Raw genomic sequence first — 12,860 nt, 5'->3', positions numbered from 1 at the left:
CCGAGGCTCAGGTGTTGAGATGACCGGGGATGCGCAGATGTCGGCGCACCACATCGACAAAAGCGGGGTCGCGCTTGGCGGCCCAGACGGCGGCCATGTGGCCGATGAACCAGAGGACCAGACCCGCGATCCAGAGCCGCAGCCCCAGACCCAAGGCTGCCGCAAGCGTGCCGTTGACGATCGCGACCGATCGCGGCGCCCCGCCCATCAGGATGGGCTCGGTGAGTGCGCGATGAACAGGCACAACAAAGCCTGCGACAGGTTCCTCCATCAGATCACCACGCCGCCGCCGAAGGAGAAAAACGACAGGAAGAAGCTCGAGGCGGCAAACGCGATCGACAGACCGAACACGATCTGGATCAGCCTGCGGAAACCACCTGACGAGTCGCCGAACGCGAGCGTGAGCCCAGTCACAACGATGATGATAACGGCGATGATCTTGGCGACCGGACCTTCAACTGACTGCAAGATCTGATTGAGCGGCTGCTCCCACGGCATGTTCGAACCAGCCGCCCATGCGGGTTGAACTGCCAAAAACATGGTGCCGTAGGCGGCCAACGATGTACCTCGAAGAAAGCGAAATTGCTGACGCATGTCAGTCTCCTGCTGATGAGAGGTTGTAGTCGCCGGCGGCACCCAGCCCGGTGACCAGGGCGAGTTCAGCGAGGCGACGGTCAGCGCCGCGCCCCGCAAGGACTGCGACGAGGTTGATGGTCTCGGCGATCAGGGCGCGCGGAACCGTGATGACGGCTTCCTGGATGAGCTGCTCGAGCCGGCGCAGCGCACCGAGCGCGGAGCCTGCATGGATGGTGCCGATGCCGCCGGGATGGCCTGTACCCCAAGCCTTGAGCAAATCGAGCGCTTCTGCGCCGCGGACTTCGCCAACCGGAATGCGGTCGGGCCGTAGTCGCAATGAGGAGCGGACGAGGTCCGACAGCGTCGCTACGCCGTCCTTGGTCCTTAACGCCACGAGATTGGGCGCTTTGCACTGCAACTCGCGGGTGTCCTCGATCAGCACGACGCGATCGGAGGTCTTCGCCACCTCGGCCAGAAGCGCATTCGTCAACGTGGTCTTGCCCGTCGATGTCCCGCCAGCGACAAGGATGTTCTTCCGTGCGGCGACCGCGTCCTGCAGGGTTTTGGCCTGCTCCGAGGTCATGATGCGCCTGGCGACGTAGTCGTCGAGCGTAAACACGGCGACGGCGGGCTTGCGGATGGCAAAGGCCGGTGCTGCAACGACCGGGGGCAAGAGTCCTTCGAAGCGCTCACCGGTCCCGGGCAGTTCGGCCGAGACCCGTGGCGCACCGGCATGCACCTCCGCGCCCACGTGATGCGCGACCAAGCGAACAATGCGCTCGCCATCGGCTGCGGAGAGGGCTTCGCCTGTGTCGATCAGTCCACTCGACAACCGGTCGATCCACAGCCGTCCATCCGGGTTGAGCATCACCTCAATGATCGCTTCGTCTTCGAGGTAACCGGTAATCGCAGAACCAAGTGCGCTGCGCAACATTCGTGCACCGCGCGAATTCGCTTCCGATTGACTGGAATGGATTGCCACGTTCGCTCCCACCGACTGAGGACGTCCAACGAGCGTCCTCAGATGGGGGATTAGAAAAGGCACGGATGGATTTGGCGCAATAACCGCTTTGGGCGGTCGTAGGCTGGCGTAGAAAAAGGAATAGTGAGAACTGATGTTTGAGGCCTACTCAATAGATCGTACTCGGCGAGCTACCGCTCACCACTCCGCATCGTAATCCGCGGACACGAGTATGACCGAATCCTCATACAACCCGACTGACTCGACAGCATAGGCAACATCAGCCGGCTTGGAGAAGAGGATTGAACTCATCCATGAGGAGAAGGATCGGCGCGAAGGCAGCACAAACCAGACCAGCGCCGCGATCTGCAGTGCTACGCCGAGGCCGAACGCGACTTGATAGGCTTGGACGGGCCTATGGCCACCATTCGCAGATCATTGCTCCAGGATCAGGCCAGTCCCGAATTGAGCCAAAAATGCGCAACCGAAGTGCAGGACGTTTAGGGCGCCATTGGCGCGACCAGCTAGCTCAGGCGGAAAGTAATCCGCCATCACCGCGAAGCTGGCCACAGTTGCCGTTCCGACGATGGCGACAACGGACCAGGGCACAATGGACGGCAGAGGTGCTCGCAAGATCAAGGCTAACTCAGCTGCGACAAACAGAACTGCTACCATCACTAATATCGTTTCCGCCCCGATTCCCCTCCGTTTGAGGTAATGGACCATCGTCCGAACAACCAGGCACCGCAGCTCAAGACGATCGACATCGTAAGAAGCTGTCTGATGAGACTTGCACGATCAAGCCCCTCGACGTCTGTCAGCCATGGTGATGCCCACAAACCCTGCAGAGACCAGGCTGATCCAATGCAAGTCGCCGACAACGGTGCGATTCGCCAAAAGCGCCGATCGCCGAAAACGGAGCCAAGGGTGGCGTGCGCGGTTGATGGGACAATGGGTCGTTCAGGCACCACGACATAGATGAGAATGGCCGTCACGCCCGTAGCGGCTGCCAGGATCTCAAAGAGCTGCCGCCAACCCATCCACGCGAGCAGGTGTTCGACAGGAGCCGTAGCGGTCACCGCTCCTAGCGACCCCAGCATGATCATGTAGCCGTTCAGCAGGGCAACTCGTTCCCTCGGGAACCAAAGGATGATCGACTTCAGTCCTGCCGTCAGTGCCGCGGCCACGCCGAGCCCGATCATTGCACGGGCGATCAAAAGTGACAGGAAGCTGGTCGAAACCGCGAACAGCCCAGCGCCCACCGCTGCGAGCAAGAGCAAAACACTTTGGACGCGCCGCGGGCCAAAGCGGTCCAGCAGTACTCCAATGGGGATCTGAGCCGCAGAGAAAACCAGGAAGTAGACCGACGTAAGCAATCCGATGTCTGCAGTCCCAAGCCCGGTAGCCGAGCTGAGATGACCGGCGATCAAAGCGTTCGAAACAGGTACGAGAGGTAGTATCCGGCAGCAAAAGGCAGGACAACGCGCGCAATTCCACGCCATCCTTTTGAGATTTGCATGCTGGTCCTCTCGCTGTCAGCTCTTTCGAGCCGATAGCGCGTCCAACTTTTGCCAGTTCGGCTAAATTGTTGCGGGCGTGGGCTAGCGTAGAAAAAGAAGGTCAGGCGCGATAACGCATGGACGCTCGGTCAGGATTCGTCGACCGGTTCCTGATGGCCGATATCTTCCGGAATCTCGCGGAGAAAGCTTTGCCCCTTTTGCAGGCGGCGGCCGAGTGCCTCGACAAATCCTTCAAACCGTTCCCGGCCTTTTGCTTGCGCGGCCGCCTGCGCGTCATTGGGCAGTGGCGGCGTGATCGTCAGCCAGAACCGTATGAAGAGCGCCAAGCTTTCCGCCGTCAAACCTATGTCGCGCTCCAACCTCTGCATCTGACGCGACAGCCGATCGAGGCGCCGGGTGAACGCTGCCTCCCGCCTGTCCGCTCCGTCGGGTGAAAGAAAGGAGGCGACAGCCGCTTCCACGATCGCAGAGCGGGAAAGCTTCTTGCGATCGGCGAGTTCCGAGATCTGCTTCAGCAACTCCGGCGGAAAATAGACGTTCATCCGGTCGCGCATAGTGCCTCAGAGCTCCATACCGTCATTCGGATCCATGGCGACTTGACGGGCAACACCGCGCATCTGCTGGCGTATGAGCCGGGACTGGCGGACCGTGTCCTCGTCGTCGTCAAGAACGGCCGCAAATTCCTCTGCCGGCGTTGGTTCTGTCGTTTCCTTGGCGATCGCGACGTGGTCGGGAAGTTCGGGCTCACGACGGAGGCCGCTGTTTGCCGTGTCTTCCTCGGCCTCGGCGGCCTTGTCAGTTGGACCTCGCGTGGGCTTCAACGGTCCGAGCGCTGACCATCCGTCCGTTCGCGATGATCGGCCGGCCGTCGCTGGATCGGGCGGCGGCACAACCCGCTCAGTGAATCGCCTATCCTCGTAGTAGCGGACCTTCTTCGCCCGGATCGGCGCCGTCCCTGCCACCATGACGATCTCGTCCATCGGCGGAAGCTGCATGACCTCGCCCGGGGTCAAGAGCGGCCTTGCCGTCTCCTGGCGGGAGACCATCAGGTGCCCCAGCCACGGGTTCAATCTATGACCGGCATAGTTCTTCATCGCGCGCATCTCGGTCGCCGTGCCCAACGCGTCGGACACCCGCTTGGCGGTCCGCTCGTCATTTGTCGCGAAGCTGACTCGGACATGGCAGTTATCGAGGATCGCGTTGTTAGGCCCGTAGGCCTTTTCGATCTGATTGAGCGACTGCGCGATCAAGAAGCTCTTGATGCCGTAGCCGGCCATGAAGGCGAGCGCGGACTCGAAGAAATCAAGCCGCCCCAGCGCCGGGAACTCGTCAAGCATCATCAGGACTCGATGCCGGCGGTCACTGGCGTGCAGATCCTCGGTCAAGCGCCGGCCGATCTGATTCAGCACAAGCCGGATCAGCGGCTTGGTCCGTGAGATATCGGAGGGCGGCACCACGAGATAAAGCGTCGTAGGGTGGCTGTCTGCGATCAGATCGGCTATCCGCCAGTCACAGCAGCGGGTCACCTGGGCCACGACGGGGTCGCGGTACAGTCCCAGGAACGACATTGCAGTAGAAAGGACGCCGGAGCGTTCATTCTCGGATTTGTTGAGGAGTTCGCGCGCGGTCGAGGCGACCACGGGATGGGCACCCTGCTCGCCAAGGTGCGCAGTGGTCATCATTGCCTTTAGCGTCGCCTCGATGGGCCGCTTCGGATCGGACAGGAACGCTGCGACGCCGGCCAAGGTCTTGTCTGTCTCGGCATAGAGGACATGGAGGATGGCGCCGACCAGGAGCGAATGACTGGTCTTCTCCCAATGGTTCCGTTTATCGAGAGAACCTTCGGGGTCGACCAGGACGTCGGCGACGTTCTGGACATCGCGAACCTCCCACTCCCCGCGCCGGACCTCGAGCAGCGGATTGTAAGCTGAGGATTTCGGGTTGGTCGGATCGAACAACAGGACGCGGCCATGCCGCGAGCGAAAGCCCGCGGTCAGCTGCCAGTTCTCACCCTTGATGTCGTGCACGATGGCCGAGCCCGGCCAGGCCAGTAACGAGGGAACGACGAGACCGACGCCTTTACCGGATCGGGTTGGTGCAAAACATAATACGTGCTCCGGCCCGTCATGGCGAAGGTAGTCACGATCGAGCTTGCCCAGCACCACGCCATCCGGACCAAGAAGTCCGGCGCCTCGGACCTCTTCCGCACCAGCCCAACGTGCTGAACCATAGGTCTCGACATTCTTGGCTTCACGCGCGCGCCACACCGACATGCCGATCGCTACCGCGATCGAAACGACGGTCCCTGACGCCGCGATGAAGGCGCCCTCGACAAAGACGTTCGGCGCATAGGCATCGTAGACGAACCACCACCAGAAGAAGACCGGCGGATAATAGATCTTGAAGCCCAACAGTTCGAACCAGGGCCGCCCAAGCTCGGGCTGGTAGGCAAGCCGCCAAGCCGTCCACTCGGTTGCCCCCCAGATAGCGAACAGAACGATCAGGCCGACGACGATCACCTGTCCCCAGAGGATCTTGGTTCCGGACATCCCGAACCTCCTTCCGCAACTGAATTGTTGAGATTGCTAGAGACCGAGGTCGCGCTTCCGACCAAAACCCCATTCGATGCCACCGCCGTCCTTCACCACGCCGGTGACTTGCTGGCCGAGTTTCTTTTCGAGCTCGCGCGACCAGGGCACGAGCTGGAAGCCGAGCCCATTATCGATCATGGCGAAGCGTCCCGAGGTGAGCGTCAGCCGCTGGCGATACGTGCCCGCCACGTGCTCCCCGGAGGCGGCATTCACGCGAGGCAGGCCGGTGCCGGCCGAGACCTTTGCGGCCACCTCGTCCAGTTCGTGTCGACGTAGCGTGTCCAGGAGATCGCGCTGCAGGATGATGCGTTGGCCCTGCCGCCGGGCCAGGCCCTCCCGGATCAGGTGCTCGGTACGGGCCTCCATGGCGTCGCGGGTCTCGCGGCCGAATCCACTCATGGCCAGCGGCATGGGGTCGCGTTCGACCAGCCGATGATCGAGCCAGGTAGCACCCTTCGCGGTGACCTGCCCACCGAGATCGAGATCGGAACGGGTCGCCAGCACCAGGGCCGGTCGCGGATCGCCGGCTTGACCCAAGCGTCGGACCTCGACGATGCCGCCGATCGGCGGTGCATGTTCGAAAGCCTCGAGCCCTCGAAAGCGCACATGGTGCGCCCGTCCGTCTGTTCCGTCGATCAGAGCGTAGGCCTCGCCAGTCAGTTCGTCATGCAATCCGCGGTCGACCAGTCGTCCGACAAGCTGGGATGTCGGCTGGCCGCCCTCGATGACGAAGTCGGCAACGCCGCGCGCTTCTCCGCGCTCGGTAAAGGCGCGGTGCATGGTCTTGATGATGTCGCTGCGCATGCCGAGGTCGCGCAAGCTACGCTCCGCCTCGAGCCCGACCATCCATTCCCCTGACGCGGCGGGTGCGGCAAGGCCCATCTTCTCCAAGTGTTGAAGGCGACCGACCATCAGGCGCCGGATCTCGGGGTCGGACTTGCCGGGATTCTCCGGGCGAAGATCGATCGAGCCAGTCTCATCTGCCGCCAGCCGGATCTCCCGGTCGAGCCGCGTCCATCGTTCCGCCGTAACTTCCCTCTCCAGCGAATTGCGGATCTCGTGCTCCGGCTTTGGACCCAGTTCGATGGCGACCAGTTCCTCGGCGCGAGAGCGGAGGCCCCGGCTGATGTAGTCGCGGGAGATCACGAGATCCGACCCTTCCTCATCTGCTCCCCGAACGAGAAGATGGACGTGAGGATTGTCGGTATTCCAATGATCGACAGCTACCCAATCGAGCCGCGTACCAAGGTCGATTTCCATTTGCCTGGCGAGATCGCGGGTGAAGGCCTTGAGGTCGGTCATGTCGCCCGCATCCTCTGGCGAGACGATGAACCTGAAGTGATGCCGGTCGTCCTTGCACAGGTCCGCGAAGGCCGCGCTGTCGGCACGGTCGCCGCCGGCATCGAACATCTCGGCCCGCTTGCCGCTCCGGGTCACGCCGTCGCGCTTCAAATACGAGAGGTGGGCGGTCAGTGGCGCTGAACGGAAGGCCCGCCCCTTGTGACGAACCACGCGGGCCTTCACCACGACGCGACGCGTCGGGCTGAACAATCGGGCACGGCTAAAGGCGAGACGCCCGCGGCCAAACGTCGAGCGCCCGTAGGCCGCCGAACGTCTGCCAGCCGCCGTCTGACCCGAGGTGTGCCCGGCCTTCTTCGCCGCCCGCAGCACCTGGTTGATGAAGCTCTTTCGTTTCGGCGCACGGGTACTGCGGATGCGCCCGGGCCGAATACGCAGATCGCTGTCGCCCTCGCTCACGGCTGGGCCTCCGAGCGATAAAAAGTGCGCACGGTGCCGAAAAGGCCCTTGATTGCATTCGTAGTAATGCAAAGCGCGGCACGCGCCCCGACCGACCGGCACGCCGGAACCCAAGCCACGTCAATGGCTTGCGGTTCGACCGGCGAGCCCCTTTTATCTCGCCGTCCTGCCGTCGTGGTCTCCCGGTCGCCGGATCCCGAAAGAGCCGCTGCGACTTGGCAGCCGGCTCGCGAAGCCCCCACTGCTTCCGAGCGCTTGCGATAGCGATCGTTACCCGAAGGGCCGAGACACCCGAAGGGTGGCTCGGTGAGGAGCGAAGCGACGAGTAGAGCGCGGGCCGAAGGCATCGCCCATACGCCGTCAGCTTGCGAACCCGCACACTTGGTCATTGCGATGCTCCCGAATCGATCGAGGCACGAACACGCCAATTGGCCGAGAGAACCGTGTGCCCGTCCTGCCGTCGTGGTCTCCCGGTCGCCGAAAGAGCCGCCGCGACTTCGCAGCCAACTCGCGAAGCCCCCACTCCTTCCGCGCGCTTGCGATAGCGATCGTTACCCGAAGGGCCGAGACACCCGAAGGGTGGCTCGGTGAGGAGCGAAGCGACGAGTAGAGCGCGGGCCGAAGGCATCGCCCATACGCCGTCAGCTTGCGAACCCGCACACTTGGTCATTGCGATGCTCCCGAATCCGATCGAGACACGAATACGCCAATAGACTGAGGAACCATGCGCGACACTTCGTGCACTGAGATTGCGGTCGTGGCGCCGCTCAACGGCATGAGCGCCGGCAACCGATCGTGCGTTTTCATGAGAACGGATCGCGTGACGAATAGCGTCCCAACTGCTGATGACTGACCGCTGGACGCCCACCTCGGCGGCAGTTCAATGGTCAGCAGATCTGCAAGCTTTGCGACGTATGCTCGCGTCTCGTCTGGCAGAGAGCCGCCTGCGAGATGCTCTTCATAGCGAGATGGTCCCGCGTTGTACGAGGCAAACACGCCAGGCGAGCCATACCGATCGAGCAGTTCGCGCAAGTAAGCCGTGCCGGCCAGAATGTTGTCGTGCGGGTCGTAGGGGTCGTTCCCGAGATTGTAGCGCTCGCGAAGCTCCGCCCAAGTCGCCGGCATGATCTGCATCAGGCCCATTGCTCCTCTGGGCGACTTGGCGTGCAGGTCTCCAGCACTTTCGACGTTAATGACCGAACCGATCCAGTTCACCGGAATTGCAAAACGCTGCGAGGCTTCGTCGACGAAAGCTGCAAACGGGCGGCTTTCCTGAGCAACCGCTTGAGCTAACGGCAATCTACTCCGGGCAAGAGCAGCACTGTCCGACGCAGCGAAAACAAGCAGCAGCGACGCGACGGCCCAAACACGCACGCCCGGCCGAGCCAGGCATGCCGTCGCGCTCACCCCCGTCCAGCATAAAGCCGCTTCGCACCGGCCATGCGGCCGCCCTGGACCGCCGCGGCGCGCGTCGGCCCTGCAACGGTTGGTCAGGACGGAGGAATGGTCCCGGATCGATCGAACAGAGGAATGGCGGGGTAAGAACGTGGAACACGCACGATCACTCCTCCCACGTCCACACGGGCAGCGCACGGCCGATCACCGCCGACGCAGGCAAGAATCCAAAATATCGGCCATCAAGAGAGTCGTCCGACTGCCAGTTCATCAGAAACAGTTCGCCATCGCCGACGACGCGGCAGCCCTGCCACTTCGGCAGCGGCCGGCCGCGTCCGTCGCGATCCTTCGCCTCACCCACCGCGACATCGTCGACTGAAATCGTGAGGCCGGTTCTGCAAACACGCTGCCCCGGAAGAGCGAGTACGCGCTTCAGCATGGGGATGCCAATGGGCAAATAGCCGTTAAGGTCGAGGAAGGTCGCGAGCGGCTCCGGCGGCTGCACGGCGACCAAATCAGTGACTTGGAATTGGTCCGCCGATCGGAGGCGGTAGAGACCGATCGGCACGCTCGCGGATGCGTTCCAGATGTAAAGCGGAAGCGGCTCCAGCACGATCGTCGCGACGAGCGCAGTAGCAACCCCAATCGCCGCGGTCAGCGTCTTCATGCGGCCCGTCATCGCATCACCCTTTGACGATGGAGCCAGGCTTGGTGGCGCGCTTTCGTGTAGGGACGCGGGTTTTCGTTGACGGACAGGCGGTTATGAACATGATGCCAATGATCAGGCGCGACATCAGCTGGATCGATGCCGAGCGCCTCAACGGCATCGGTCATTTGTAATACCCGCTCGACCTTCGGCCAGCCGGACAGACGCAGCAAAATCTCACCGCCGGGTGTCACATAAGGCACGGTCGAGCAGCGCTGTCCCGGAGCGACTGCGCGCAAGATGTCGATCCGCGAAATGATTGTCCCAAAGTCGTTGGAGGTCCAACGGACGAAGGCAAAGATGCTGCCGGGCGCAAATGACAGGACGCGCCGATGGCGATCAAGCTTCCGTTCCTTGACCATGCGACCGAACCGAATGCGGTTTTCGATGCGCCTCTCCAGCCACAGAACTTCCACTTCGGTAAGATCGCTCATACCGTGGCTCCCATGCGCTCGAACTGGGAGCCGTCCGCTTTGGCGGAGGGGAAGGGCGTGTACGGCTTGTGAAGGCCAGCAGGACGGACGGGCGGGCTTTGCCGGCCACCTTCCATTCGCTTTGCGGCTTGGTCCGTTAGAAGAAATCCGAAGGATTTCTGGTTAGTAAAGTTAGAGCAGCTGGAATGCGCGGGGAAACAAGCTCTTAAGCTCGATTCCGGTCCCCGATAGCACGAGGATCGGGTCCCCGATAGCACGAGGGTTGCGGTCCTCGATAGCACGAGCTGATTCACAGGTTGTCCTCCGATTTTGGAATGAGACCGCGCCGGCGCAGGCGTGCCGTTAAGGGATGAACAGGCGATGGCGTGAAGTTCAGCCGCTCGGTGCCATCAGGATCCCGTGTCAGCACGAGCTGATAGCCAGGCAATGTCTGGCGCTGGACGATCTGACGAACGTCGTAAGCAAAGTGCTTGAGCGGCGAGAGGATGCCGGACTTGGCATGGAGATGCACAAGATCAAAGCTCCAGCCGCCGTCCTGGCGTCCACCGTGCTTGCGTACCAGGCGATAAAGCCAGCGCTCGAGCCCGCCCGTCAGGTCAAAATAAGCGCGGTCAATCGTCAGCACGAGCGCGTCATCGATGACGCCAGCGTAGAACCAATCCGGCAGGATCAACTCGAGCCCATAGGGGCGGCCATTCGCATCCGCCGTCTCCTTCCACTCGTTGATCCAGGAGAAGCGATGCCGTCGCCGTTCTGCCGGTTGACGGATCGACGTCAGCACCGTCGTTGACTGAAGTCTGTCGAGGCCCGCCTTCAGCCGGTCATAGTCGCGTGCGCTGGTGCCGCGGCCGACGAACGTCAGAATCTCGTAAGGCGTTGCAGCCATCAGGCGCGACGTCTTCAAGCCGGCATCACGGGCTTCGACGATCTGGGACGCCGCCCAGATCAGAACGTCTGCATCCCAAATGGTCGCCATGCCGTGTTCCGGCACAGCTTCAACGCGAATTGCGATCGCACCTGCGCTGAAATCGATCGGCACAGTTCGCTTTGTTTTTGCAAGCGAGAAGAACGGATAGGCCATCAGATCCTGCGCATCGCGCGGCGCGAGATCGCCGGGCAGCGCCCGAAAGAGCTCAAGCTGGTCGCGCTCGGAATGGTGTTTGCGCCGCATAGTCACAGCTCTCACGCTGACATCAGCGACGTTCCTGACCTGCGTAGGGACGCAGGACCGGATGCTTCTTGGCGGGCAGCACAGTCCCCTTCCCGGGGTCGGATGTCGACGTCTTGGCCCCGCGGTCGGCCCACGCCTTCAGGTCATCGACGGCGTAGACGACACGTCCGCCAATCTTCCGATATGTTGGTCCTGTGCCGTACGTGCGGTGCTTCTCCAGCGTGCGGCCGGAGAGGCCAAGGTAACGCGCGGCCTCAGGTGTGCGCAGGAATCGCGGGGGAAGACCGGCCATCGGATCGGGCATTTGAGAACTCCAGGAGGACAGCGCACTACGCTCGGCTAGGCCGGCGCGTGTGCGGTCATCATGGAGGAGCAAGATCTCGGAGGGGGATGCCGAAGTTTCAGGAGGCGATTTTCGGCACCCCTCCGGAGCGGCACTACTCGTCCTTGCGCCCGGGCCGCAGAAGTTTGCGGTAACCACCGCGCATCAACGTGAGGCCGCCTTGCACCAAGCGGATCGTTCGATTGCGCAGATCATGCGTCTTCCAGGCGCGATCGGGGATGCGCTTTTTGCCGAACAGTACTTCGGCGATGACGCGATAGCTTGCGCCCGCGCCGTGCGCGTCGAGCGCACGGATCGCAACCCTCAAGCGGTCACGCCGCTGTTTCGACAGTTGATGAAAGGCAGGACCTGGCGCGCGTCCATTCATCGCGCGCCACAGCCTGCGGGCTGCATAAGCACGCGCGTCGAAATCGCCGTCAAATGGCAGCTCAGCCGCATATGACGCGCCGAGCACTGGCGGCTCTTTGGACCAGACACGGTGATCCACTGCACCGATGCGCAGCACGGCGTGCCAGCCGTCGGCGGCGCGGCGCACCTGGCCAGCTGCAAGGTCAAGCAGCGGTTGAGACGCTGAACTGCTATCGGCAGCCCCGGCAACCTTGACCGGAACGACCGCCGCTAGAACCTCCGGCGCCCAAAAGATCGTCTGTTCGTCGAAGGACCTCTGCGGGTCATGGGCGAAAGCAGAGGCCCCACCTCCTCCTGAATTCTGGTGTTACTTCGCCATCGGGACTGCTGGCGATCATCGCCTCAAAGTCGCGCCGATAGTCCGCGTTACGACGGAGACATTCCCAGGCGATGTCGGTGATTTCGGCGTCTTGTAGGCTCTTGTAGGATTCCGGCGACCGCCAGTCGAATTCAGGCATTGCTTCCGCCCCATTGCACGCAGCTAACAAGGATTGCGGCGCAATAGGTATGAACGAGGCGGTTGTAGGAAGCCCCTAGTTTGGCACCACGTGGTGCACCGAAATGACCACCGGTTAGCAAAAGAAAATAGTTCTGCCTGCAAGTCGCCGGCCGGCGGTTTTCTTCTATTTTGAGCCGGTGCCGCGCAAGAGGCGTCCCCGCTCGGTCACCCATTTGGCGCGCGCGAGATGACTCTGATATACGCTCCGCGCACGGTCCGGCTCCCGCACCGGATCGATATGCAGCACCACTCGAGCGACTTCCATCCAGTCAGCCCCTTGGCTTTCGGCCTGCAGAAGGCGCATGTAGGTCACGACATGCTGCTCATCGTAGACAGTGAGAATTTGATCTGCAGGCGCAGCGTCGGCGACGTCTGGGTCGAGCGGCGGCTTCCTCATAAGACTCCACGCCTTAGTTTAGACAATTTCTAACACGCGGTCAGGAAGGAGCAGAAGCGCCAAAATTGTCGCGGGAGCCGTCCGGATCGCGTTTTGTCGAG

Annotated in this window: 14 protein-coding genes and 1 pseudogene; all 15 read right to left on the bottom strand. The window is 62.2% G+C overall.

Annotated elements, in window-relative coordinates; all coding sequences use genetic code 11:
- Positions 1-7: 7 nt before the first annotated feature.
- Positions 8-271, bottom strand: a complete 264-nt coding sequence (locus I6F12_RS34800; protein ID WP_225158346.1) for a VirB3 family type IV secretion system protein — start codon at positions 269-271, stop codon at positions 8-10.
- Positions 271-594 carry a TrbC/VirB2 family protein gene (locus I6F12_RS34795; protein WP_183244462.1) on the bottom strand — a complete coding sequence of 108 codons (324 nt, stop codon included), beginning with the start codon at positions 592-594 and terminating at the stop codon, positions 271-273. The genes I6F12_RS34800 and I6F12_RS34795 overlap by 1 nt, the downstream gene beginning before the upstream one ends.
- Position 595: 1 nt before the next feature.
- On the bottom strand, positions 596-1,510 hold the full coding sequence (gene trbB / locus I6F12_RS34790; protein ID WP_225158345.1) for a P-type conjugative transfer ATPase TrbB: 915 nt from the start codon (positions 1,508-1,510) through the stop codon (positions 596-598).
- 225 nt (positions 1,511-1,735) lie between these two features.
- A pseudogene (locus I6F12_RS34785) lies at positions 1,736-3,056 on the bottom strand (MFS transporter).
- A 129-nt stretch (positions 3,057-3,185) separates the two neighbouring features.
- The gene (locus I6F12_RS34780) at positions 3,186-3,611 is read right to left on the bottom strand and encodes a CopG family transcriptional regulator (RefSeq protein WP_225158344.1); all 426 of its coding nucleotides are present in this window, start codon (positions 3,609-3,611) and stop codon (positions 3,186-3,188) included.
- A gap of 6 nt (positions 3,612-3,617) precedes the next feature.
- Complete coding sequence (locus I6F12_RS34775; RefSeq protein WP_225158343.1) at positions 3,618-5,606, bottom strand: conjugal transfer protein TraG; 1,989 nt, start codon at positions 5,604-5,606, stop codon at positions 3,618-3,620.
- Between the two features lie 36 nt (positions 5,607-5,642).
- Complete coding sequence (locus I6F12_RS34770; RefSeq protein ID WP_225158368.1) at positions 5,643-7,406, bottom strand: DUF3363 domain-containing protein; 1,764 nt, start codon at positions 7,404-7,406, stop codon at positions 5,643-5,645.
- 666 nt (positions 7,407-8,072) lie between these two features.
- Entirely contained in the window at positions 8,073-8,813 is a 741-nt protein-coding gene (locus I6F12_RS34765) for a lytic transglycosylase domain-containing protein (RefSeq protein ID WP_225158342.1), read from the bottom strand.
- Positions 8,814-8,967: 154 nt separating this feature from the next.
- Positions 8,968-9,480, bottom strand: coding sequence for a S26 family signal peptidase (locus tag I6F12_RS34760; RefSeq protein WP_225158341.1), 513 nt, complete (start codon positions 9,478-9,480; stop codon positions 8,968-8,970).
- A complete protein-coding gene (locus I6F12_RS34755; protein ID WP_225158340.1) occupies positions 9,477-9,941 on the bottom strand; it encodes a DUF2840 domain-containing protein in 465 nt (154 codons plus the stop codon). The genes I6F12_RS34760 and I6F12_RS34755 overlap by 4 nt, the downstream gene beginning before the upstream one ends.
- Before the next feature lie 289 nt (positions 9,942-10,230).
- On the bottom strand, positions 10,231-11,112 hold the full coding sequence (locus tag I6F12_RS34750) for a replication initiator protein A (RefSeq protein ID WP_225158339.1): 882 nt from the start codon (positions 11,110-11,112) through the stop codon (positions 10,231-10,233).
- A gap of 22 nt (positions 11,113-11,134) precedes the next feature.
- Complete coding sequence (locus I6F12_RS34745; RefSeq protein WP_092295092.1) at positions 11,135-11,416, bottom strand: helix-turn-helix domain-containing protein; 282 nt, start codon at positions 11,414-11,416, stop codon at positions 11,135-11,137.
- 133 nt (positions 11,417-11,549) lie between these two features.
- Entirely contained in the window at positions 11,550-11,990 is a 441-nt protein-coding gene (locus I6F12_RS34740) for a DUF2285 domain-containing protein (protein ID WP_311735360.1), read from the bottom strand.
- Positions 11,991-12,126: 136 nt separating this feature from the next.
- The gene (locus I6F12_RS34735) at positions 12,127-12,321 is read right to left on the bottom strand and encodes a DUF6499 domain-containing protein (protein ID WP_225158338.1); all 195 of its coding nucleotides are present in this window, start codon (positions 12,319-12,321) and stop codon (positions 12,127-12,129) included.
- 165 nt (positions 12,322-12,486) lie between these two features.
- Positions 12,487-12,759, bottom strand: coding sequence for a DUF2285 domain-containing protein (locus tag I6F12_RS34730; RefSeq protein ID WP_225158337.1), 273 nt, complete (start codon positions 12,757-12,759; stop codon positions 12,487-12,489).
- Positions 12,760-12,860 lie beyond the last annotated feature (101 nt).

Origin of the sequence: Bradyrhizobium sp. IC4059, from assembly GCF_020193615.1 — a bacterium.
Lineage (GTDB): Bacteria > Pseudomonadota > Alphaproteobacteria > Rhizobiales > Xanthobacteraceae > Bradyrhizobium > Bradyrhizobium yuanmingense.
This window is presented reverse-complemented; position numbering and strand designations above follow the sequence as displayed.